Raw genomic sequence first — 22,233 nt, forward strand, 5'->3', positions numbered from 1 at the left:
ACTAGAGTGTCAGGTTTTTTTTCTTTATCCCGCTAGTCGCGAATGCCTAATGCGATTTTCGCCATACGTGACATACGTTCTTTCGACCACGGTGGATTCCAAACGACATTTACTTCTATTTCATTAACTTCAGGTACGTTCGTTGATAATACTTTTTTAACGTCTGATACGATTTGCCCAGCCATTGGACAACCGATAGAAGTCATAGTCATCGTAATGACAGCATTATTATTTTCATCTGCTGTAACATCATACACTAATCCAAGATTAACGATATCAACACCTAGTTCAGGGTCAATAACAGCTTCTAAATTGGCAAATAATTTATTTTCAAATGCTTCTTGTGACATAAGCAGCCCCTCCTACAATTTAATGATATCGATTCTCATTATAACGGAAATGAGTATAATGTGCAGGAAATGAGCTCAAAAAAATATCCCTCTTTGAAAGGGGGATATTTTTTTGAAAATCTATTCTGTTTTAAAATGAGATACGAGTTGATCTAACTCTTCAACTGTTTGTTTCATTTTTCCAGCAGTTACTGCCATTTCATTCATAACGATAACCTTTTTTTCAGCAGATTGTGCCGTTGCGGCAGTTTCGCTGGATACTTCAGTCGAGATAGAAGCGATGTTATTAAGTGAAGCGTTCATTTCTTCAGCACTTGCAGCCATCTCTTCAGCAGTTGCTGATATATCTTGCATTTGAGTAGATACTTTATTTACTTGTTCTACAATTGTTGAGAAAGAAGTACCAGCTTCACGAATAACATTAATGCCTTCAAATGCTTCAGAACGGCCTTGAGACATCATAGAGCTAGCAGTTTCTGTATCATTTTGAATTTGATGTAGTAATTGATTAATGTCTGTTGCAGCTGTTTTAGATTGTTCAGCAAGTTTTCGAACTTCGTCAGCTACGACAGCAAATCCTTTTCCTTGCTCGCCAGCACGAGCTGCCTCAATAGAAGCATTTAAAGCAAGTAAGTTTGTTTGCTCAGCAATATTAGAAATAGATTGTACAGCAGTATCAATATATTTCGTATGAGTGATTAGACGTTCAACCACTTCTGACGTAGCATTTACAGCTTCGTGTATCGTTGTCATTTGTGAAACAGATTTTTGGATAACGGTACTTCCATCGCTAGCATGTTCAGATGTGGCAACAGCAAGTTCCGCTACAGATGAAGCAGATTCAGCAATACGCTGAACACTTACTGCCATATCGTCCATTGCAGTTGAACTTTCTTCCATACTAGAAGTTTGTGATTGAATACTTGCATTTAAGTTGGACATCGAGCTTTGGACTCTTACTGTCGCCTCACGTGAGGTATTCGTTTTTTCTAGCATATTTTCAGAAGCAGTTTGTACTTCCACTGATGTTTTTTGAACACGATTAATGATATGTTGTAGGTTTTCTAACATTTTATTAAATGATGTTGCGATAGCACCGATTTCATCGTTGCTATTTACTTGTAGACGTGCCGTTAAGTCACCTTCTTGAGAGGCTAATTCTTTTAGTTTTGTGTCAATTTGTTGAATTGGTTTCACAAGTTTACCAGAGAACCACCATGCAAGAATAATTGCAGCGACAATACAAATAACAAGTGATAAGAAAATAACATATTCGATTAAGAGTGCAGATTGGTCAATTTTTTCAATAGATTGTTCACGTAATTTAGCTTGTTCATTACTGTAATTTGTGAAGTCACCAATTACTTTATAGACAGTTCCGTTCTCTGAAGAAGCTACTTGTAAAGCTTCTTCCCATTTTTGTTCTTTTGCAAGAGTGAATACTTTTTCTTCAACGAACTTTCTCCAAGTAGACCCTAATTCCATTGTACTTTTTACGGACGAAGAAGCATTTGGATTAGAAAGAAGTTTATCTTTTGAATCCTCAAGACGTTTACTCATCTCATTAAACTTGTCTAATTCGACTTGATCATGTTGTAGTAAATAACCTCTTAAAGCAGAGAGCTGTACTTGATAAGCGTCTCCACGTTCTTTTAATTCTGTTGCCAGTGGAGAAATTTCTTTTTGTAATGTTTCAGCTTTACGAGATTGGTCAATAGCAAAAAATAAAATAAATGCTAAGGCGATACCGAATAAAGCGCAAATCGTTCCCATCATGAACATAAGTTTTTTTCTGATACTTACAAAATTCATATGATAAAAAGCCTCCTTTGTGAAATCTTAGTATTAGAATTAATAAATGTAAAAAATTGAAAGAAAGCTTTACTCCAGTTGGAATAAAGCTTTCTTATTTCCTTTAGGAATTATAGCAGACGGAATGAGAGATAGAAAGAGATATTTTAAAGTGAAAAAAGAGAGACTGTAAAACTTGCTTTCCTATACCTTTGAGTTCGTGTCATTTTCACTTTAAGCGTTTGTTTTGAAATGAGAAACGAGAACTTCAAGTTCTTGTACAATTGTTTTCATTTCAGATGATTTGTTAGCCACGATACTCATTTTGTTTACTTGATCACCAGCCGAATGTGCTGTTTGTGATGTTTCTGCAGCAACTTCGTTTGAAATAGAAGCGATATTATTTAAAGCTGCATTCATTTCTTCAGAGCTTGCAGCCATCTCTTCAGCAGTTGCAGACATTTCTTGCATTTGCGTAGAGACTTTGTTAATGTGGTTAACAATTTCTGAGAATGAAGATCCGGCGGTACGAATAACCGTAATTCCTTCAGAAGCCTCTGCTTGACCTTTTGTCATCATGTCATTTGCTATTTTAGTATCAGCTTGAATTTGATGCAGTAAATGGTTAATGTCAGTTGCGGCTAGTTGAGATTGTTCAGCAAGTTTTCTAACTTCATCGGCAACAACAGCGAATCCTTTACCGTGTTCACCAGCACGAGCTGCTTCAATAGAAGCATTTAAAGCAAGTAAATTTGTTTGCTCGGCGATATTCGAAATAGATTGAAGTGCAGTATCTATATGATTTGTATGTGTAATGAGTCGCTCAACTACTTGTGATGTAGCATTAACAGCTTCGTTAATTGTATGCATTTGTGTAATAGATTTCTCAATGACTTTATTCCCATCATCTGCTTTTTCTGAAGTTGTGACAGCTAAACTAGTAACAGAAGAGGCGGACTCAGCGATACGCTGAACACTCGTTGCCATGTCATCCATTGCGGTTGAACTTTCTTCAATGCTAGAAACTTGTGAACGAATATTGTGTTCAAGAGCATTCATAGTTTCTTGGGTCCTTGCGGTATTTTCCATAGAAGCGGTTGTTTCAATAAATACATTTTCGGAAGCTTCTTTTACACTTGTTGATGTTTGTTGAACTTGTTTTATTATATGCTGTAAGTTAGTGAGCATTTGATTAAAGGAATTTGCAATGTCACCAATTTCATCTTTACTCGTTACGTGTAATCTAGCCGTTAAATCTCCATCTTGAGAAGCTAATTCTTTTAACTTCTCATCAATTTGTCGAATTGGTTTAACGAGTTTACCAGAGAACCACCATGCTAATAAAATAGACGTTAATGTACATGTAATGAGTGAGAAGAAAATAATATATTGAATAAGTGATGAAGAAGACTCGACATCAGCAATTAATGCGTCACGTTTCTCATTTTCTTCATTTGTATATTTATTAAAACGACCTAAAAGATCATTTACATAATCTGTTTGTGCTAAAGCAATTCTAGATGCTTCGTCCCATTTTCCTTCACGCGCAAGAGGGAGTACCTCATTATCTATGACGCTACGCCATTTTCCTCCCATTAAAATGGCTTCTTTCATTCCTTCTGGGAGCTTTTTGTCACTTGTTACTTTCTCTCTAGTATCAGCTAATTTTTTCCCTTCTCGGTTGAACTTATCTAATCCTTTTTGATCATGTGATAGCAAATATTCTTGTAAACCAGCAACTTGTCCTTGGAACCAATCGCCACGTTCTTTTAAAATCGTCGCTCTTTTCGATACATCATTTTTTAACGTTTCGATTTCACTTGCTTGATTCATGGCGAATGAAAGAATAACAATAAGAGCAATGCTAAATAAAGAAGAAATGCTTAAGAGTGTGAACAGTAGTTTTTTTCGAATACTAACATATTTCATCGTTACCCCTACCCTCATTTAAACTGTTTATTATGATTTATAGATATTTAAAACGAAATTAATAAAAACATTATTATGAAGTTATTAATCTGTTCAATAAAAATTATAGCAGATAATGGAAGGAGTCAGATTGGTATTAGAAAAAGTTCTTAAAATGTATACATTTGCATATCATAAAATTCATAAATAAATATTAGAAATGCTATTGAAATTTGAAATGACATCATGTATACTTCTAATTAGTTGATAACGATTATCAGTATCAACTAAAAACATTACTCTTCGTTATGTTGGTCATACCCCTTTTTGACGACGTAAGTCAGAGACGAAATGTTGAAATATCTTGTGTCCTATTCTACAGAATTATGGTAATCTCCAACCTCAACTTATATGCGTGAGCATGCAAAAAGGATCCTATCCGTGAAGGGATCCTTTTTTGCATACTGTCGCAATTATTGTATATAGACCAGGGATACGTTCTTCGATTCCTTCTGGTGCAGTAGAAGGGAAGACCCATCTTTGATGAGATCCATGTTCTTCAACTAGTTTTTCAATTTTAAAACGTTCTTCCGCCAGTGTTGTAATGATTTCTCCTAGCGTCCAGCGACGGATGGTTGTTTTAGGTAGCGATTCTTTCTGTGCTTCTGTAAGAAGGATGCTATAAGCAACATCATCTTCAATTAATTCTTCATCGAAATAATTTCCACTTGCTCGAAATGATGGATGGTCTACTCCTAATAGCTTTGTGTATATTGGATGGTAATCGCGAAGGATAAGTATCCCACCTGGCTTTAGTAGTTGAGAAATTTTTTTGAAAAGTGGTTTTAAATCTAGAAAGTAATGAAGTACACCAAGCTCCAGTAATACGATATCAAATGATTTGGAGAGATTTACATCTAGTACATCAGAAACGATGTAATGAATAGAGACGTCTGCGGCGTCCGCAAGTTCATTTGCATATTTTGCATTACTTGCTGAAATATCAACAACTGTTACGTCAGAGCCTAAAAGGGCAAGTGCGACAGCTTTATTTCCTTTTGAGCCGAGTAAATTAATAATACGTCTTCCTTTTGGAGATTGTATGTAAGGTAAATAATGTGCTACTTCGCGTGTGGGATCTTCCATGATTTTTTTCGCATAATCCTCCGGTGCCCCATGGCGATTCGTCCAAGCTTCATAAGCAGCTGTATTCCAGCTTTTTTCATTTATAGTGCTTAGTTGTTTTGGGTTCAATGTTATCACTCCTTTTGTGAACGTATAGGTATTCGGCGGGAGGATGGGATTTCCTTTTCGTTCTGAATAAAAGTTTGATTTTTCTGTGATTAAGTCGTACAATACTTGTTATACGTAAAAGCGTTGAAAAGGAAAAGTAGGATGAACACATTCTTTCCAGAGAGCTTCGGTAGCTGAGAAGAAGCAAGAATATTCATTTGAACAATGGCCTTTGAGCTTCGTCCTGAACTTATCAAATGATAATAGTAGGCGGCGACGAGAGTTGGTACTCGTTATCAAAACCACAGTATAAGAGCATAGAGCTCCGTACTTGTTAAGGCTAATTATGTGAGTGATTGGCGAAATAAGGTGGTACCGCGACTGTTTATACAGCCCCGCCCTTATCTTTTTTAAGATAGGGGCGGGGCTTTTTATATTTTAAAGGAGGAATGTAAGATGAGTATTTTTATTGGGGGCGCTTGGCCATATGCGAATGGCTCATTACATCTTGGACATATTGCGAGTTTATTACCTGGAGACATTTTAGCGCGTTATTACAGGGCAAAAGGTGAGAATGTGCTGTATGTTTCAGGGAGTGACTGCAATGGAACACCGATTGCAATTAGAGCAAAACAAGAAGGTGTGACAGCAAAAGAAATTGCTAATAAGTATCATGAAGAATTTCAGCGATGTTTTCGTGATCTCGGTTTTACGTATGATTGCTATACACGTACCGATAGCGAGCATCATCATGAAACTGTTCAAAAAGTTTTTTTACGTTTATTAGAAGAAGGCTATATTTATAAAAAAACAGTGGAACAAGCGTATTGTGAAACGTGTACGCAGTTTTTACCGGATCGTTATGTAGAAGGAATATGTCCATATTGCCATGAAGCAGCAAGAGGAGATCAATGCGATGCTTGTTCTGCTATTTTAGATCCTCTTGATTTGTTAGAAAAGAAATGTAAGTTATGTGGTAGTACGCCATCTGTAGAGGAAACAGAGCATTTCTATTTTGCATTGCATACATTTCAGGAGCAAATTAAAAAAGTTGTAGAAATCGCAAAAGAAAAAGGAACATGGCGTGATAATGCAATTCAATTAACGGAAAGATATGTAAAGGAAGGGTTACAAGATAGGGCTGTATCAAGAGATTTACCAATCGGGGTATCAATTCCAGTGAAAGGGTATGAAGATAAAAAAATTTACGTATGGATTGAAGCAGTGGCAGGATATTATTCAGCGAGTAAACATTGGGCTGAAGAAACAGGAAAAGATGATCAAGAGTTTTGGAATAGCGATGCGCAAACATATTATGTACACGGCAAGGATAATATTCCATTTCACTCCGTCATTTGGCCAGCGGTATTACTTGGAATAGGGGAAGAAGCAATCCCACGTCATATCGTTTCGAATGAATATTTAACAGTTGAAAAAAGAAAATTATCTACAAGTAAAAACTGGGCAGTATGGGTGCCTGACATATTAGAACGCTATGATCCAGATTCTATCCGTTACTTCTTAACAGTAAATGCACCAGAAAATCGTGACACTGATTTTTCATGGCGTGAATTTATTTACAGTCATAATAGTGAATTGTTAGGAGCATATGGAAACTTCGTGAACCGCACATTAAAGTTTATTGAAAAATATTATGATGGCACTGTACCAAAGGGGACTATTGATATAGAGCTGAAAGATAAAGTAGAAGGATTATATAAAAATGTAGGAGAGGCGATTGAGCAAACTAAATTTAAGGTGGCGTTAGAGACAATATTTGATGCAATACGTTTTGCAAATAAATATTTTGATGAAAAGCAGCCTTGGAAACAAAGAGAAGATGATCCAGTTTCGTGTGAAGAAACGATTTATAACTGTGTGTATCTTATCGCTAATTTTGCAAATCTCCTTGAACCGTTTTTACCATTTTCAAGTGAAAGAGTTAGAAGCACATTGTCGATTATTAAACGAAATTGGGAACCGCAAAATACGTTGCCAAGTAGAATTGATAGCGTGCAGCCACTATTTGAGCGAATCGATGTAAAACAAATTGAGCATGAGGTAGGGAAGCTATATGGAGCGGTAAAGTGAAATATAGAAAAAGACCTTTCAAGTAAATGAAAGGTCTTTTGTTATGCAGTATGATTCTCTTTCTTATCTTTCAAAAAGAAAAGTACGGCAAGGATTACAAGAATAATAGCTGCAATATCATACGTTATTTTAAATGTAGTATTAAAGTTTAAGTACTCTACGAAAGGAGTTTTCACTGCTCCTGCATATATACAACCGGGAATGAGAAGTAAATCGTAAAATTTCTTTTCTTTCATATATCTTATTAGGAAGAAGATACACATAATAGCAAAAAATATGATACTTAAAATAGTCATTTATACCTCCAGATAAATTTACTTATTTTAATTGCAGTTATATCTTTTATATAAATTCTGTATTTTTTCAAGCGCTATGCACGCGATTGTGTTTCCTTTCTTTCCTAGCCGTAAGCAGCTGAGGAGTGAAAATCCCAACCAATATAAAAATAATACCAATCCACTGCATGAATGTTACGACTTCATGTACAAGTGTAATAGAAGCGATAATAGCAGTTGGTAATTCAGCTGCACCTAATATTGTACCGAGTCCTGTTCCAACCTTTGGTACACCGATTGAAAAACAAATGACAGGTACGACAACACCGAACAAGCCGAGGAAGAAAGCATATTTCCATAGGCCAGCTTGCAAAGCACCATCTGTTAAAAAGGTTGGCGGAAAGAATAGGCATACGATAAGAGTAGCACTTGTTGTCATAAGAAAGCTTTTCGTATAAGGCGGAACATCGGTAGCAACGCGTCCGCTTGCAAAAACATAGAATGAAAAAGAGACTGCAGCTAATAGTCCAAAGATAATCCCTTTCGTAGAAAAACTTTGTCCGAGGCCTTCAAATACACCACCTGCAAACAATGTACCAGCAAATAAAATAAGGATAGATATGATCTTATCGCGGCTTGGAAATGTTCGATTTGCAATTGCTTCGATAATGACACCAATCCAAGTGAACTGAAAGAGTAGGACGACAGCGATAGATGCGGGTAGTTCTTCTACAGAAATAGCGTAGAAAATTCCAGTCATACTCATTGTTGTTCCGACGGTTAGTAATGAAAAGAATTGTTTTTTTGTTACTTTATGACGTGAAAAGAAAAGAACGAGTAGAAATAGTCCAATCCATCCGAAGACATATTGTCCCCCTAATAGTTGATGTGCTGAAAATCCATTTATGAATCCGAGTTTGAAAATAGTTGAAAGTATGCCGTAGCTGCAAGCACCGAATAAAACGAGCAATGAATATTTAAACTTATCCATGAAAAATCCTCCTTTTAAGTAATAAAAAACGCCCGCTATCCAAATAAGGATAACGGGCGAACGAAACAGAGTAAGACACTCTACAAAATTCCGCCACTCACACATGAAGTATGAGTTTGGGGTATGTAATTATAGTGAATGTTACATTGCTTTTGGGAATACAATGGAGCATTTTACACCTTGAGCTGTGTTTTGTATCCCGTAAGGAAACTGATGTTTATCTAATATTTGTTTCACGATATATAATCCAAGACCACTACCTTGTACTAAACCGTGTTTATCAGGGTTTGCGCGATAGAAAGGCTCAAATAAATGAGCAAGTTTATCTTCATCAATTTGTGAACCTGTATTCAATACTTCTAATGCGTAACCGTTTGGTTTTTCATAAAGCTTTATATATACGTGCTGATGGTCAATTGTATAATGAATTGCATTTGAAATAATGTTAAAAATAGCAGTTTGAATAAATTTAGGATCAGCTAAAATTTGTACGTCGTGTTTAATATTAGATTGTACATTTAATTGTTTTACAGATACAAAGTAATCTACTTTCTTTATAACATCCTCAATAATATTAGATAAAGAAATGACTTCTAAATTCGGTTTAAATTGAGGGTTTTGTATTTTGGATAATTCCGACATTTTTTCCGTTAATATGTTAATGTCTTGCATCATCTCGTAGGAACGTTTCAAATACTTATCTCTATCTTTATAAGCTCCAATTCCGTGAATCATGCCATCTAGTTGTCCCATAACGGCTGCGATGGGTGTTTTTAATTCATGGGATACCATAGACATAAATTCTTTACGAGATTGTTCTAATTGTTGTTCCTTCTTGAGCTCATTTCTTAAATCTTGATTGCTTTCATGTAAATTCTTCACAATATTTGGTACTTGTGAAGCGGCTACTGACAAATTAAAATCTGTTTGATCTGTATTTTTGCTAAGTAGCTTTTTATCTGAGAAATCAAGATTCATAATATCTTTTAAAGCATCGCTCATATATTGAAAAGGTTTAGCAATTAGTTTTGCGTACATTAAAGATCCGAGTAGAGATAATGCAAGCATTGTCGCGCCAACCTGTGGAGCTAACTGCTGCAACGCATCTGCTAACTTTGGATTATCATTTGTATCATTTGTTTTACTTGCTGCATTTTGTGTATGTAAGGCATCATTATTAGCGGCTTTCTTTTCTGCTTCTGTAAGCTGATTAGAAGTGCTATTTTTCCCCGAAAGGTTTTGTGTATGTTCTTTTGCTTTTGCAGTTTGGCTAGGCTGCAAAAGGTGATTGATAGCTGCAGAAAGAGATTTATAATCTACAATAGAAGATTGGAAATTAGAAATGTTCCCTTCTGACACAGCTTTATTTTGATTCGTTTTACTTTGATCGTTTTGCTTATCTGAATCCGCCTGTTCTGTAGTCGGCGTTCCATTTTCTTTCGCAAAACGTTCTTTATCGTAGTTTGAAGCTAGAAAGTAAATAATTTGATAAAGACAAAGTGATAAAAGAATACAAAATAATAAGGTTTTGATGAAAATATTTTTGGTGATGTTGTCTTTACTACGATTCGATTTTGTAGCCAATACCTTTCACCGTTTTAATATAAGTAATTCCTAATTTTTTTCTTAAGTTTTTAATATGTGTATCTATAACTCTTACATCACCATAATGTTCATAGCCCCATACCTTATTCAACAAATCACTTCTTGATAATACTTTTCCTCGATTTTGCAGTAAAGTATAAATAATTTCAAATTCTTTTGTTGTCAATTCAATTTGATTACCATGAACATAAGCTGCATATGCTGTAGAGTTTAACATCAATTCATGGAATTGTAGTATAGTAGCAGCTTCTGCTTCCTTCGTTGCTGCCCTTCTTAATACAGCCTCTACACGCTTAATAAATACAGTGTAATGGAACGGTTTCGTAATATAGTCATCAATACCTAATTCAAATCCTTTAATTTCACTTTCTTCATTATGTAAGCCTGTTAACATAATGATTGGTACATCAGATTGTCCTCGCATAATTTTACAAATACTATAGCCATCTATATCTGGTAACATTACATCGAGGAGGACAAGATCATATGAATTTTTTTGGAAAAGAAGAATACCTTCTGTTCCAGCACCAACTACATCAACGGTAAAGTTTTGTGCCATTAGAAATTCACGAATAAGTTCTTGTATATCTGGGTTGTCTTCAATCACCAGTATATGCGTCATAGTAACACCTCCTAAATAACGCTTTTTACTGCAATATTCGAATTCATCATTTTTCGAGTGACTCAGATTGTTTATACATATAATAAGCCCCCGCTATAAAATAATCATGAAGGTAGCAAGGGGAATAGTTTAGTGTTACTGAATAGTTCAGAATTACAGTAGTTCTATTATAGTATGTATTATAAAATTTATAAAACATTATAACTGTATAATTTTAATATCTACGTTTATCAATGTTTAGATATTAGCTAATCAAATCTATTCCTATTATATATGTAAATACAGTTGTTTTGCTACTGTAAATGAATAAATAAAATAAGCCAAGACATAAAATTCTTGGCTACACATAAATCTTGTTTTTAGGCTATTTGACAGTGACAGTAGCTTGCTGCTGAACGCGCTCAAATAACCAGTGTATATCATTATTATACATACGAATACAACCAAGTGTTGTCCATTTGCCGATTGCTTGATTATTGTTAGTTCCGTGAATCGCATAAGTTGTTCCGTAAGTTCCTGCCATATTTAATCCAAGCCAACGGTCACCAAGTGGATTACGTGGATCCCCGCCTTTAATTTTGCCTGTATAATAAGGGCGGTTTTTAATTTTATTTACGATTTGAAAAGTGCCTTTAGGTGTAGGCGTTGCAGCTTTTCCAGTAGCGACAGTAAAACTTTTTATAAATTTTCCATCCTGATAATAATCCATTTTATTTAACTGAGTGTCTACAATTAATTGATCTTTCGTTGTAGCGGCCTCTGCGCTAGCGAATGGAAGAGTTAAAAATCCTAATGATAATAGTGCGCTTAATAATAATTTTTTCATTGTTATTCTCCTTTTACTATCGTAATAGTCTTACATACAATGAAGTTGTAATCCTCGTAATGCTTTATTTACATTTTCATCTAATGTTTCAAAGAATGTAGTGATTTTGCTGTTGTGTTTGTTGTTTTTATCAATAAGTAATCTTTCGTTTAATAAAAGCTCACCACGTAGTCCAAAACTTTGAACTTGAATATTTAGCTCATCTTCATTTTCAGAAATAATTGGTAAGAAATAGTGAAAAGCTTTCGTTGGAATGATGTAGCTTTTGCCAATCATGCTTTCTTGGTTTGAGTTAGTCCATTTTTTCGTGACAATTTTAATATTCTTTTTTGAAACGATAAAAGATAGTGTTGTAGATTTTGTTAAACTTACGTCAAATTCACTTGTTTCACATATGTGTAAATTAAAAACGGTTTCATTTTGATGAGATTCAACATTTGTATTAATAAAATCGTGCATTTTATATGCTTCCATTTCGTATTCACCCTTTTTTCAATTTCGAAAAACGACTTATATTTATTCAAATTAATGCTTAGTCATATATTAGTTAAATTTTTCAACAAATTCCGATATAATCTTACAATACGTATATGAAGCTAATATGAAGTTAGCATGAGTTTGTGGTGGTTTTTTATTGAGAACAAAATAAGAAAGGTTTTCCAGTGTTAAAAAATGGATAAAATTTGCATATTATTAATGCGTCTTTTTGTTATTTCGACTTAAAAAATGCTTTTAGCTACTTAATAAAGAACGGAAATCATTAGTGTGACCCTTACAAAAATGTAATAAAAATGTAAGCTATTGTGATAGTTATTTCGACAATTTTTTTATACAATAATAGTAAGAAGTTGTACGTGATTGAAAGGAGAGATGACATGGAATGGATTCATGAATTATTTCAGCAATACGGGTACTATGTTGTACTTGTAGGTTTGCTGTTAGAATATATTGCACTTCCGTTTCCGGGAGAGCCAACGTTAGCATATGCGGGATTTTTAGCACATAAGGGTGATTTAAGTTTACCGATTTTAATTATTCTATCCTTTATTGGGACAAGTGTAGGAATGACGATTCAATACTTTTTAGGAAATAAATTAGGTATGCCTTTCATTCAAAAGTATGGGAAATACGTATTTTTAACACAAAGAAAAATTGACTTAACGAGAATGTGGTTTGATAAGTATGGGTACTTCCTGATTTTTATTGGTTTCTTTATTCCTGGTGTACGTCATTTCACAGGATACTTTGCAGGAATTATTAATTTACCATTCCGTCGTTTTGCCATTACAATTTATTCAGGCGCTCTATTTTGGGTATCATTCTTCTTAATCGGTGGTTACTGGTTAGGTGGAAACTTACATGATATCTTTGGAGTGCTAGAAGGTCATATCGGTAAAATCATTTTTGGAGTTATTGTGATTGTAGCGGTTACGTTAGGTATTCGTTTCCGTAAGCAGTTAAAACGAGTATTACTACAAAACGCAAGCTAATATGAAATCCATTCTATGTCAGAATTTAGGAAGGCAGTGCAAAAGCACTGCCTTCTTTATTTTATCCCGCTATATGCCGGGCAGTAAGACCCCACCTCAAAATTCAGCGGAAGAAAAGAAGTTAGGTGGGGCCCTGCTGCCGGTAAAAGCCCGATTGGTGAGGGCTGATTAAAGTTTCATTTTATGTTCCAATCTATTTTAAATTTTCCTTTTAGCTGATTTCCGCTAACTATAATGTAATAAGTTCCTGTCTTAATTGCCGCGAAATGATATGTATTAGGGCCAGCTGGGGCTAAATAATTTTCTTTCTCTTGAAACTCACTAGCCATTTTTACGTCTCCCATGTAGCCATCCGGATTTTCAGCTCGTGATTCAATGCTGAATTCTAATATGTCACCTCGTCTTAGCTCAATTGGGACTTTATGTTCACCGCTAAAATGTTGAAAAGATGCTTCGAAAGAGTTTTCTGTTTTTGTTTCGACCCATTGTTCTTTTGATGTTCCAACCTTTTCTAAATCGATAAAGTTGATTGTGATAAATATAATAAGCATAATGCCTGGCACGACATATTGTATCCACTTAAATTTTGTTGCTATAACTGTACATAGGTAGAAAAAAAGAGAACACACTGCTCCAATTGATCCGAGAAACAAGAACTGTATTAGACTAGCTTCTTTAAATATTAGGAATGGAAGAGAAAATAAATAGCCGCAAAAAATATAAAGGCATAATGTCTTCAGTCTTGTATGTGTTTTTAATTTCAATTTATCGATGCAAATAGAACAAAAAATTGCATATGCCGCAAGAATAGGAACGAAGGGAACATATAGTAGTTCTCGTAATCCAGCTAAGAAACTATATAATGTTTGCTGATTAGTTGTTAAGAGAAGCGTGCTAATGAGTAATAATAACAAGAAAGTCGCTGTAAGCTTAGTAAGAATATAGGAAAAAGTAGATATTTTATTCATATGTCACTTCCTTTGTTTAATATTTCACATTCATTATATAGGTTATTTCCAACATAATACATCTTTATTTTTGTCAATTATTAACGTCAAAATGACAATTATAATTGACAAAGATAAGGATATTATTTACAATTTTAATTAAATAAATGAAAAAGAGGGAAGACATGAAGCTTCAAAATCGAGTGAGGGAATTGCGAGCAAAGCATCGTTTATCACAAGGGGATTTAGGGAAAGCGATTGGATCATCACGGCAAACGATTAGTTTAATTGAGCGCGGGGATTATGCACCATCTATCGTATTGTCGTTAAAAATCGCACAAATTTTCAATGTACCAGTGGAGGAAATATTTACGTTAGTAGAGGGGAAAGAGGACGATGAAGAGTAAGCGAAAAAAACAATTTGATTCTGTGGGGAAAATAGCAGTAAGTATGATGGGTGGCTTTTTAACGTCTTATATAGCTTTAAATTTACTCTCGGATGAACCGAGAAAATTATCATCTAATACATTTATAGGTATATGTGCTGTTTTTGGAATCTTAATGATGTACTATACTTGGAAGAATACGCGTATGTTAGCAGAGGCACGCGATGAAGAAGAGAGCGTACAAGGTAGGAAATTAGGCATTATAAGTATATATTTACGTGTAGGTGATATAGTTACGCAGGCATGGTTTGTATATGCAGTTATTACATGTAGACGTGCATTGTTGCAGGATACAAATGTTTCATTTGCGGTGTGGAATTTAGTAGTTTCTATTCTTTGTTTAACTACTGTAGTAATTATCGGACTCATAACAAAAAATCGTTATAACAAGCTATATCCTGAACAAGGTGTAACGTATATGGAATCTATGAAAATGTGGACGAAAAATGCAGATGAAGGATTAAAGCACATTGTGCATGAGGCTGGATATAAAGCGTATGAATTTACGAATACAATATTGACATATGTATGGTGGGCTGCCGTTATATATACAGCTGCTAGTGATATCGATTTTGTATTAATTGGCTTAATCTCATTTATTTGGATATTGCATCTCGGGAAGTTCATGTACGAAATGCAGAGAAAAATGATTTATTAAGGGGAGAAAAAGGTGGATATTTTAAGAAGGCCAGCTGGCTCAATGACAGTGGCGCTAATTCTGTCCATTTTATACGGAGTAATCCGAACTGGGAAATTAGAAGTAATTTTGAACCTATGGGCAATAGTTGGAATTTCATTGTTAGTGTTAGCCATTCATGAGCTAGGACATGTAGTATTTGGTGTAATAGGTGGTTTAACATTTAAATTTATGACAGTAGGACCCATTACTATTCAAAAAGAAAAGGGAAAATTACGCATTCGAGAAAATAAATTATGGGCGTACTTTGGAGGCGTTGCAACACTAGTACCACCTTCTATAGAGACACCGAATCTTTCGGAAAAATGGGCGTGGCTCACTTTAGGTGGACCGATTACGAGTTTACTATTTGGTATTACTTCCGGTTACATATACATGGTGAGTTATTATCAATATCTTTTATATTTTTCCTTTTTCCATTTTGCAATCTTTGTGGTTACAATTGTGCCGATAAAAGGAATGCTTATGAGTGATGGGATGCAATTTCTTATTTTAATTAAAGATGATGAAAGAGCTAGAAATCACTTATATGAGATTCAAATATCGAGTGAGTTATTTAGTTATAAAAGACCGAAAGATTGGGATGAAAGATTAGTAGAATTGAGTGAGGAGAAAATAAAAGAGAATAAAGGGATAAGAGAGATAATGAGTAGACTTATGCTCGTCTTTTTTGCTCGTGCAGATCAAGAGGGAATGGAAAGAGCGATACCGTATATAGAACGAATTGTTCAACTACCTGTAACGAAAGAAAATAAGTTTTTCGTTAGTAGTTTTCATAGTTGGTACCTTTTATATAAAGCTCTTTATCAGATGGATAGTCTTTCGTTGCAAGAAGCAAAGGAACATGCAAAGGCTATTACAAAAATGGACCTAAGTGGATATTACCGTACACAAGGAATTATTAAATATGTAGAGGGCAATATGGAAGCGTCCCGTACTTATATGAAGAAAGCTGATCAAGAATTAAAGAGCGCCGAGAAGAGTGAAATGGGATATTTACAATTAGAAAGAGAATGGTTTAAGCAGCTGAAAGAGAGGGTATCTTACGATGGGTGAGGTATCCTCTTTTTTATATGTCATCTTATGCCGTTCCATAAACAGCCTAGGGCGAGTAAAATGAGATAAGAAGAGCAAAGCTTGGAGGAAGTAAATATGGAAATTTTATCAATTATTTTAATAGTCTTGCTCATTTATGTTGTTTTTAAAGTAGCATATGTAGCATTAAAGATACTCGCGATCCTATTAATTATCTTTTTAATCGTAGAGTTCGGCAGTAAGTTGCTTGGGGGATAGGGTATGTTGTGCGTTTTGAGTGTCGAAGGTTGTCGGTAAATCGATATCTTGTGTCGAAGCGTCGATATAATGAAAAAATCGTTGATATAAGTGGAGAAACGATCGATATATTTGAAAAATCGTTGATATATTTTAGTGAATACGAAGTGGGGTATATGGAAAAGAAGTTGCCGTGAGGGTAACTTCTTTTTATCGTGATGCGGGGATATGCAAACCAACATAAAAAAGCTGGAAGAGTATCTTCCAGCTTAAGAGTTACTTTCGATTTGGCGACCGCTATCTTCTTCATTGTCTTGTAATAGGTTGAATACGTCTGCTAAGCAGAATGCAATGAACCAAGTCCATAGACCGTGGAAGAAAGCTGAGCTTAATTGAAGTGGTAATGTATAGTTTGTCATTGAGTAGGAAATACATCCACCAACGATTCCGATCATTGTTAATAACATTGTTTTTTGAGCATTTTCTTCTGGATTGAAGAGGAAGTAAATGTATCCGCCTAAAATTGAAGCGCTTACAAGTGTTTCGATTCCATTAAAAATGATATTCTCTCCAAGCTGTGTGTTTGTCCAGAAGCAGATTGTTCCGCCGATAATAGCAAACAGGACAGCTATTGTATATCGTATATATTGATTCATATGTTCATCTCCTTATGTAATAAGATGATTTGGAAGTCAAAAAGGTAGGTATAGTATATTGAAGTGAGTTTTAATTGTACGTATCTTTTTATAAAAAGATCATTGAAGAGTAACTAAGATGATCGGTTGTTTAAACCGTTACGTGTATGGTGTCTGAAATATACCCGACTGCTCGTTTCTTTTTGCTTGTAAAATAAGAGAAACTTCCAAGTCTATATACTCTTTTTTTGTGAGTCTGCTTTCATTATAACACATTTAGAGACATAATAATAGAATTATCTGATTTTGTAATAAGTGTAAAAAATAAAAAGCGCAAGGAAATACCATTAACGGTGCAGTTTAGTGGAAGAAGGATTTTAATTTATTATGATGAAATATGTAATCAAGGTGAGATCTAAGAAGGAGGCTTAAATACTATAAAAAATGTTTTATAGTATGAATGTAAGGGAGGAGAGCTAACTTGGAGTTCACAACAGAAAGATTAATAATTAGACCTTTTAAGAGTACTGATTTACAGGATGTATTTGTTATTTATAATAGTGATGATACATGTAAGTTCCTATTACATAATAAGTGGACTCATGAAGACATGCAGAAAAGATTTAATAAGAAGTTAGCAAATAATGTACTTACTAAAGAATCAATATTAAGTTTGGCAGTTATATACAAAACTAAAGTAGTTGGTGATTTATCCGTATGGTACACAAATATGAAAGACACTGTTGAGATTGGTTATAGTTTTTCAAATGAAGTAGCTGGGAGAGGTTTGGCGACAGAAGCAGTAAGTAGTTTGGTATTGAAATTATTTAATGAATTTAATGTACATCGTATACAGGCTAATCTTGATGCACGTAATACAGCTTCACAAAAATTGTGTGAACGAATAGGCATGAGAAAGGAAGCCCATTTCATACAAGATTTTTGGAATAAAGATGAATGGACAGATAGTATTGTATATGGGATGCTATCCTCCGATTTGTAGTAATAAACTTAGTGATTTTATTATGCTAAAAGGTACGTGAGTTGAATAACAAAGGGCATAACATATTATATATGACTAATATGTTATGCCCTTTAATTTATTAACCTTTTTTATATGCGTTTGAAACGGCCGACAATTTCAACTGTTTCAGTAATGTTCATAAATGCTTTGTTATCCACTTGACGGATAATACGTTTCATTTCGCCTAACTCATAGCGAGTCACGACAGTGTAAATCATTTTTTTCTTATGGTTTGTATAGCCGCCGACAGCGTCTACCATTGTCACCCCGCGTATGCCGTGATGTAGTAGTGCGCTTTTTATTTCCTCACCTTTTTCTGTAACTGTCATTATCGTTAATTTAATATGTTTCGTATGCACAGCATCGATAACTTTGCTGACTACAAACCGGCTAATTAACGTATAAAGTGTAATATCCCATCCGAAAATAAAACCTGCTGCAACAAGTAAGACTAAGTTGAATACAAAGATGATTGCTCCAATTGAAATATCTCGATGTTTCGCTACAATCAATCCAACAACATCAAAGCCACCTGTTGAAGAAGCAAATCGGAATATGATTCCGGAAGCTGCTCCGCAGATTACACCACCGAATACAGAAGATAGTAAAATATCGTCTGAAACCTGGTGTACAGGGATAATGTTCATCGCTAACGATGATACAGCTACAAAGTAAGCTGTTAAAAAGGTTGTCTTCTTGCCTAAGTAAAAGTGACTTAAAATAAGAAGAGGAATGTTTAGTAAAAAGATAAGTGCACCGATATTGTAGTGCATTAAATAACCGATAATCATCCCTACACCAGCGAATCCACCGCTAATCATGTTATGCGGGATAAAAAACATATTCATAGAAATTGCATACAAAATAGAAGCTATAAAAATAACAACCAACTGTATCATAAATTCTAAGTGAAATGTTTTAGCTGCTGGGAAGGATAAAAAGGCGGTGTCGGGAACGTAATCGGCGTCTCCTAGTTGACCCATAGTATGTTTCATCTCCATATTCATTTTTGATTACAAGAAGAGAATAAAGGTTTTTTCAAAAACTGGCAATAGTTTTATTATAATGCAAAAATTTTATAAATTTCTAATAAATCAAGCCTATTCATTGATGTGTGTGAATATACTAAAGAAAGCGAATACAACGTTTCTTAATTATTATTTTCTTGAGAAAATATGCAAAATACTTTTTTTGAAAATAAAAGGAAATAGAGAATGTTTGCCTAATGTGCTAAAATGACCTTATTAAGGATGTGAAGCGATGGAATTTTTATTGCAGGATGCAATTCTATATATATCGTTTGTAACGACGGCACTTTGTTTATTAGAAGTTTTCTTCCTTGCTAATGTTTCTCGCTTTGTGCGTCAACAAGCGTCAAGCGGTAGACAAAGAGCTTTTGCGCTAGTTGATACATGTGAAGATAGTGCGGGAAATGTACCGCTATTTTCTATTTTTTATAAATATGGAATGATTCGTTCTGTACGCAGACAAGAATCAAGTGAAGAGAATGACGAGGTCGGTCCGTATACACCAATGTTTCGCTAAATAATTACGAAACATTGGAGGAATGAACATGTTAAAATCATACCGAGCTGTGCTCGTTAGTTTATCATTATTATTTGTTTTTGTTTTATCTGGTTGCAGTAATGCAGCCCCAATTGATGCACATAGTACTGGGATTTGGGATCATTATTTTGTATATCCAATCTCGTTTATGATTCAATTTGTTGCTCATCATATACCTGGAGCTAGCTTTGGGATTGCTATCATTATTATGACGCTCGTTATTCGTTCAGCAATGATTCCATTAGCTGTTTCGCAATATCGCAGCCAAGCGAAAATGAAGAAAATGCAACCTGAACTGCAGAAGCTAAAGAAAAAGTACGGTGATGTAAGCAAAGACCTTGAAAAACAAAAGCAGTATCAAAAAGAAATGTCAGAACTAATGAAATCAGGCGGTTGGAATCCACTTGCTGGTTGCTGGCCATTATTAATACAAATGCCGATTTTCTCTGCTTTGTATTATGCGATTAGCAGAACGGAAGAGATTCGCACATCTTCGTTTTTATGGGTGAACCTAGGACATGCAGATCCATATCATATATTACCGATTATTGCAGCGTTAACGACATTTATTCAGATGAAAGTTTTCCAATCGAATATTACACCTGGAGAACAAGTACAGATGCTAAAGATGCAGCAAATTATGATGCCGGCAATGATTCTATTTATGGGGTTTGCGGCGCCATCAGGACTTGTGTTGTACTGGATAACAGGTAACTTATTTACAATGACACAAACAATTGTATTAAGAAAAATAATGGAACGTGAAGAGTTACAATTACAAAAAGCATAGAGAAACACCGCTCATTACGAGCGGTGTTTTTTTGTTAAGTCGTTAAGGAAATGTTAAGAAACCGACATTACTATAGGCATTGTATACGAAAGTGTACATGCATTAGAAATATGAAGGAGGAAATTTCCTATGAAGAAGAAAACAGTTGGGTATTTAGCGATTGCAGGTGCGTTATCATTCGGAATCATTGGAGGAGTCGGTATTCCGGCATTCGCGGCAACGAATACTCCAGCAGTGGATCAGCCTGCAAAAACGGCGAAAAAGGATTTGGATGACGCTACAAAACAAAAAGTAAAAACAATTATGGACGATACAAAGAAACAGTTAGAGGAACTAGGTGTAAAGCTTCCAGAGAAAGAGAAGCGTAAAGACATGTTTGCAGGATTAGATGAACAGGCGAAAGAAAAAGCGAAGTCCATTTTAGAGCAAGAGAAATCCGGAAAACTAACACGTGAACAAGCAAAAGAGGAATTAACAAAGCTAGGCGTGAAAATGCCGGAGAAAGGTAAGCATGGAGACATGTTTGCAGGATTAGATGAACAGGCGAAAGAAAAAGCGAAGTCCATTTTAGAGCAAGAGAAATCTGGAAAATTAACACGTGAACAAGCGCAAGAGGAATTATCAAAGTTAGGTGTGAAAATGCCAGAGAAAGGTAAGCGTAAAGATATGCTTGCTAATTTAGATGAACAGACGAAAGAAAAAGTGAAGTCAATTTTTGAGCAAGAAAAATCCGGAAAATTAACGCATGAGCAAGCAAAAGAAGAATTAACGAAGTTAGGCGTGAAACTCCCAGAGAAAAAGAAGCATGAAGACATCTTTGCAGGATTAGATGAAGCAACAAAAGAAAAAGCAAAAGCGATTTTAGACAATGAAAAGAAACAATTAGAGGCATTGAATGTTGATTTACCGCACCATAAGTTTTTTATGAAAAAAGAAGATAAATAATTGAATGAAGTCGTATCTTTCGTGTGGGCAACAGGAAGGTACGTGCAAGGGCCGATTTCTATAAGTAGAAATCGGTCCCTTTTAATGAGGCATTGAAATTCTTTTTATTGTTAGTATGTATCCGAAGACGCAGTAGAAGATTGCAAAACCGATAAACACTTCCGTATATTGATATTTACCCAATACGTAGAAGGAAACAGCTGGTATAATAGCTACCGCTAAAATGCTATAACCAGGATACTTGTTTCGATACATGATAGCGAATAGAACAGAGAGAAACGTAGCGATAATACAAAAGACAGCAATCATTATTAGTACACCTCCTAAAAGAATTATACCATTTTTAGGGAATTAGAGAAGTTTTGTATGTTCTGTTATAATATAAGAAGAGAAATATTTCCTATGTTATATAAAAAAATATATTGATTTTTTCTAACAATTCAATATAATGAACAATAACTACAAAATTCGACATCAAGAAGTGATGATGAGGACATGATCAATTTTTTACGATTCTCAGAGAGGGAAGCCTTTGGCTGTGAGCTTCCTAATACGGAAAAATGGATTACCACCTCTGAACTGCAGCAGTGAACGAGCATCTAGTAATTGCTTGCCGGCAAAAACCGTTATTTAGACTTGAGAAATTGGTGAAGTGTGTTACTTTGCGAATTGAAACAAGGGTGGAACCACGAATACAACACTCGTCCCTTTTTTAGGGAGGAGTGTTTT

General features: G+C 34.9%; 24 protein-coding genes and 2 other annotated features. Of the genes, 10 read left to right on the forward strand and 14 right to left on the reverse strand.

The features are described from left to right. Window positions 1–32 precede the first annotated feature (32 nt). From MRP26_RS14050 to MRP26_RS14065, 4 genes are all read right to left on the reverse strand, one after another. A complete protein-coding gene (locus tag MRP26_RS14050) occupies window positions 33–350 on the reverse strand; it encodes a metal-sulfur cluster assembly factor (RefSeq protein WP_000076418.1) in 318 nt (105 codons plus the stop codon). 120 nt (window positions 351–470) lie between these two features. After that, window positions 471–2,162 (reverse strand): methyl-accepting chemotaxis protein, encoded by a 1,692-nt coding sequence (locus tag MRP26_RS14055; RefSeq protein WP_001012193.1) that lies wholly within the window; start codon window positions 2,160–2,162, stop codon window positions 471–473. 213 nt (window positions 2,163–2,375) lie between these two features. Next, window positions 2,376–4,070, reverse strand: coding sequence for a methyl-accepting chemotaxis protein (locus MRP26_RS14060; RefSeq protein WP_088025121.1), 1,695 nt, complete (start codon window positions 4,068–4,070; stop codon window positions 2,376–2,378). Window positions 4,071–4,484: 414 nt separating this feature from the next. Further along, complete coding sequence (locus tag MRP26_RS14065; protein WP_197242275.1) at window positions 4,485–5,303, reverse strand: class I SAM-dependent methyltransferase; 819 nt, start codon at window positions 5,301–5,303, stop codon at window positions 4,485–4,487. A gap of 114 nt (window positions 5,304–5,417) precedes the next feature. Further along, window positions 5,418–5,688, forward strand: a binding site (T-box leader). 50 nt (window positions 5,689–5,738) lie between these two features. Between MRP26_RS14065 and metG the strand changes: the two genes are divergently transcribed. After that, window positions 5,739–7,373 (forward strand): methionine--tRNA ligase, encoded by a 1,635-nt coding sequence (metG, locus tag MRP26_RS14070; RefSeq protein WP_168410389.1) that lies wholly within the window; start codon window positions 5,739–5,741, stop codon window positions 7,371–7,373. A 41-nt stretch (window positions 7,374–7,414) separates the two neighbouring features. On the opposite strand, the gene MRP26_RS14075 is transcribed toward metG, so the two are convergent. The 6 genes from MRP26_RS14075 to MRP26_RS14100 form a co-directional block, all read right to left on the reverse strand. Then, complete coding sequence (locus MRP26_RS14075) at window positions 7,415–7,669, reverse strand: hypothetical protein (RefSeq protein ID WP_242806213.1); 255 nt, start codon at window positions 7,667–7,669, stop codon at window positions 7,415–7,417. 67 nt (window positions 7,670–7,736) lie between these two features. Beyond that, window positions 7,737–8,639, reverse strand: a complete 903-nt coding sequence (locus tag MRP26_RS14080; protein ID WP_000357148.1) for an EamA family transporter — start codon at window positions 8,637–8,639, stop codon at window positions 7,737–7,739. Window positions 8,640–8,780: 141 nt separating this feature from the next. Continuing rightward, the gene (locus MRP26_RS14085; protein WP_088023116.1) at window positions 8,781–10,223 is read right to left on the reverse strand and encodes a sensor histidine kinase; all 1,443 of its coding nucleotides are present in this window, start codon (window positions 10,221–10,223) and stop codon (window positions 8,781–8,783) included. Next, a complete protein-coding gene (locus MRP26_RS14090; protein WP_000148834.1) occupies window positions 10,201–10,866 on the reverse strand; it encodes a response regulator transcription factor in 666 nt (221 codons plus the stop codon). The genes MRP26_RS14085 and MRP26_RS14090 overlap by 23 nt, the downstream gene beginning before the upstream one ends. 364 nt (window positions 10,867–11,230) lie before the next feature. Next, entirely contained in the window at window positions 11,231–11,692 is a 462-nt protein-coding gene (locus MRP26_RS14095; RefSeq protein ID WP_000735058.1) for a L,D-transpeptidase, read from the reverse strand. A gap of 30 nt (window positions 11,693–11,722) precedes the next feature. Then, on the reverse strand, window positions 11,723–12,166 hold the full coding sequence (locus MRP26_RS14100) for a DUF3978 family protein (RefSeq protein ID WP_000388762.1): 444 nt from the start codon (window positions 12,164–12,166) through the stop codon (window positions 11,723–11,725). A 401-nt stretch (window positions 12,167–12,567) separates the two neighbouring features. Between MRP26_RS14100 and MRP26_RS14105 the strand changes: the two genes are divergently transcribed. Beyond that, complete coding sequence (locus MRP26_RS14105; protein WP_000454754.1) at window positions 12,568–13,182, forward strand: DedA family protein; 615 nt, start codon at window positions 12,568–12,570, stop codon at window positions 13,180–13,182. Window positions 13,183–13,358: 176 nt separating this feature from the next. On the opposite strand, the gene MRP26_RS14110 is transcribed toward MRP26_RS14105, so the two are convergent. Next, on the reverse strand, window positions 13,359–14,150 hold the full coding sequence (locus MRP26_RS14110) for a hypothetical protein (protein WP_060634752.1): 792 nt from the start codon (window positions 14,148–14,150) through the stop codon (window positions 13,359–13,361). Window positions 14,151–14,314: 164 nt separating this feature from the next. Between MRP26_RS14110 and MRP26_RS14115 the strand changes: the two genes are divergently transcribed. From MRP26_RS14115 to MRP26_RS14130, 4 genes are all read left to right on the forward strand, one after another. After that, the gene (locus MRP26_RS14115; RefSeq protein ID WP_242806214.1) at window positions 14,315–14,536 is read left to right on the forward strand and encodes a helix-turn-helix transcriptional regulator; all 222 of its coding nucleotides are present in this window, start codon (window positions 14,315–14,317) and stop codon (window positions 14,534–14,536) included. Then, on the forward strand, window positions 14,526–15,233 hold the full coding sequence (locus MRP26_RS14120; RefSeq protein WP_197242273.1) for a DUF3169 family protein: 708 nt from the start codon (window positions 14,526–14,528) through the stop codon (window positions 15,231–15,233). Before MRP26_RS14115 ends, MRP26_RS14120 begins: the two co-directional genes overlap by 11 nt. A 42-nt stretch (window positions 15,234–15,275) precedes the next feature. After that, entirely contained in the window at window positions 15,276–16,328 is a 1,053-nt protein-coding gene (locus MRP26_RS14125) for a zinc metalloprotease (RefSeq protein ID WP_197242349.1), read from the forward strand. Window positions 16,329–16,424: 96 nt separating this feature from the next. Beyond that, window positions 16,425–16,565 (forward strand): DUF3985 family protein, encoded by a 141-nt coding sequence (locus MRP26_RS14130; RefSeq protein ID WP_000404758.1) that lies wholly within the window; start codon window positions 16,425–16,427, stop codon window positions 16,563–16,565. Between the two features lie 248 nt (window positions 16,566–16,813). Here MRP26_RS14130 and MRP26_RS14135 read toward each other — a convergent pair whose 3' ends face one another. Continuing rightward, on the reverse strand, window positions 16,814–17,200 hold the full coding sequence (locus MRP26_RS14135) for a DUF3938 domain-containing protein (RefSeq protein WP_001077773.1): 387 nt from the start codon (window positions 17,198–17,200) through the stop codon (window positions 16,814–16,816). Window positions 17,201–17,660: 460 nt separating this feature from the next. Here MRP26_RS14135 and MRP26_RS14140 point away from each other — a divergent pair, with 460 nt between their 5' ends. Further along, window positions 17,661–18,182 (forward strand): GNAT family N-acetyltransferase, encoded by a 522-nt coding sequence (locus MRP26_RS14140; protein ID WP_000397315.1) that lies wholly within the window; start codon window positions 17,661–17,663, stop codon window positions 18,180–18,182. 110 nt (window positions 18,183–18,292) lie between these two features. On the opposite strand, the gene MRP26_RS14145 is transcribed toward MRP26_RS14140, so the two are convergent. Beyond that, on the reverse strand, window positions 18,293–19,186 hold the full coding sequence (locus MRP26_RS14145) for a YitT family protein (RefSeq protein WP_000530043.1): 894 nt from the start codon (window positions 19,184–19,186) through the stop codon (window positions 18,293–18,295). Window positions 19,187–19,463: 277 nt separating this feature from the next. On the opposite strand from MRP26_RS14145, the gene MRP26_RS14150 reads away from it, so the two are divergent. The 3 genes from MRP26_RS14150 to MRP26_RS14160 all read left to right on the forward strand — a co-directional run bounded on the left by MRP26_RS14150 (window position 19,464) and on the right by MRP26_RS14160 (window position 21,504). Next, entirely contained in the window at window positions 19,464–19,748 is a 285-nt protein-coding gene (locus tag MRP26_RS14150) for a hypothetical protein (protein ID WP_000394930.1), read from the forward strand. A gap of 28 nt (window positions 19,749–19,776) precedes the next feature. Continuing rightward, entirely contained in the window at window positions 19,777–20,559 is a 783-nt protein-coding gene (gene yidC / locus MRP26_RS14155; RefSeq protein ID WP_000920524.1) for a membrane protein insertase YidC, read from the forward strand. A gap of 129 nt (window positions 20,560–20,688) precedes the next feature. Beyond that, a complete protein-coding gene (locus MRP26_RS14160) occupies window positions 20,689–21,504 on the forward strand; it encodes a hypothetical protein (protein ID WP_088023100.1) in 816 nt (271 codons plus the stop codon). 81 nt (window positions 21,505–21,585) lie between these two features. Here MRP26_RS14160 and MRP26_RS14165 read toward each other — a convergent pair whose 3' ends face one another. Beyond that, window positions 21,586–21,813 (reverse strand): hypothetical protein, encoded by a 228-nt coding sequence (locus MRP26_RS14165; RefSeq protein WP_053563416.1) that lies wholly within the window; start codon window positions 21,811–21,813, stop codon window positions 21,586–21,588. A gap of 166 nt (window positions 21,814–21,979) precedes the next feature. After that, window positions 21,980–22,216 (forward strand) — a binding site (T-box leader). Window positions 22,217–22,233: the final 17 nt, after the last annotated feature.

It is taken from the genome of Bacillus sp. CCB-MMP212 (assembly GCF_022748145.1).
Classification (GTDB): domain Bacteria; phylum Bacillota; class Bacilli; order Bacillales; family Bacillaceae_G; genus Bacillus_A; species Bacillus_A cereus.

Excerpts from the sequence above, each read along its gene's own strand:
- MRP26_RS14050 (WP_000076418.1), bottom strand. The coding sequence starts at position 350 with ATGTCACAAGAAGCATTTGAAAATAAATTATTTGCCAATTTAGAAGCT.
- MRP26_RS14055 (WP_001012193.1), bottom strand. The coding sequence starts at position 2,162 with ATGAATTTTGTAAGTATCAGAAAAAAACTTATGTTCATGATGGGAACG.
- MRP26_RS14060 (WP_088025121.1), bottom strand. The coding sequence starts at position 4,070 with ATGAAATATGTTAGTATTCGAAAAAAACTACTGTTCACACTCTTAAGC.
- metG (WP_168410389.1), top strand. The coding sequence starts at position 5,739 with ATGAGTATTTTTATTGGGGGCGCTTGGCCATATGCGAATGGCTCATTA.
- MRP26_RS14075 (WP_242806213.1), bottom strand. The coding sequence starts at position 7,669 with ATGACTATTTTAAGTATCATATTTTTTGCTATTATGTGTATCTTCTTC.
- MRP26_RS14080 (WP_000357148.1), bottom strand. The coding sequence starts at position 8,639 with ATGGATAAGTTTAAATATTCATTGCTCGTTTTATTCGGTGCTTGCAGC.
- MRP26_RS14090 (WP_000148834.1), bottom strand. The coding sequence starts at position 10,866 with ATGACGCATATACTGGTGATTGAAGACAACCCAGATATACAAGAACTT.
- MRP26_RS14095 (WP_000735058.1), bottom strand. The coding sequence starts at position 11,692 with ATGAAAAAATTATTATTAAGCGCACTATTATCATTAGGATTTTTAACT.
- MRP26_RS14100 (WP_000388762.1), bottom strand. The coding sequence starts at position 12,166 with ATGGAAGCATATAAAATGCACGATTTTATTAATACAAATGTTGAATCT.
- MRP26_RS14105 (WP_000454754.1), top strand. The coding sequence starts at position 12,568 with ATGGAATGGATTCATGAATTATTTCAGCAATACGGGTACTATGTTGTA.
- MRP26_RS14110 (WP_060634752.1), bottom strand. The coding sequence starts at position 14,150 with ATGAATAAAATATCTACTTTTTCCTATATTCTTACTAAGCTTACAGCG.
- MRP26_RS14115 (WP_242806214.1), top strand. The coding sequence starts at position 14,315 with ATGAAGCTTCAAAATCGAGTGAGGGAATTGCGAGCAAAGCATCGTTTA.
- MRP26_RS14120 (WP_197242273.1), top strand. The coding sequence starts at position 14,526 with ATGAAGAGTAAGCGAAAAAAACAATTTGATTCTGTGGGGAAAATAGCA.
- MRP26_RS14125 (WP_197242349.1), top strand. The coding sequence starts at position 15,276 with ATGACAGTGGCGCTAATTCTGTCCATTTTATACGGAGTAATCCGAACT.
- MRP26_RS14130 (WP_000404758.1), top strand. The coding sequence starts at position 16,425 with ATGGAAATTTTATCAATTATTTTAATAGTCTTGCTCATTTATGTTGTT.
- MRP26_RS14135 (WP_001077773.1), bottom strand. The coding sequence starts at position 17,200 with ATGAATCAATATATACGATATACAATAGCTGTCCTGTTTGCTATTATC.
- MRP26_RS14145 (WP_000530043.1), bottom strand. The coding sequence starts at position 19,186 with ATGGGTCAACTAGGAGACGCCGATTACGTTCCCGACACCGCCTTTTTA.
- MRP26_RS14150 (WP_000394930.1), top strand. The coding sequence starts at position 19,464 with ATGGAATTTTTATTGCAGGATGCAATTCTATATATATCGTTTGTAACG.
- yidC (WP_000920524.1), top strand. The coding sequence starts at position 19,777 with ATGTTAAAATCATACCGAGCTGTGCTCGTTAGTTTATCATTATTATTT.
- MRP26_RS14160 (WP_088023100.1), top strand. The coding sequence starts at position 20,689 with ATGAAGAAGAAAACAGTTGGGTATTTAGCGATTGCAGGTGCGTTATCA.
- MRP26_RS14165 (WP_053563416.1), bottom strand. The coding sequence starts at position 21,813 with ATGATTGCTGTCTTTTGTATTATCGCTACGTTTCTCTCTGTTCTATTC.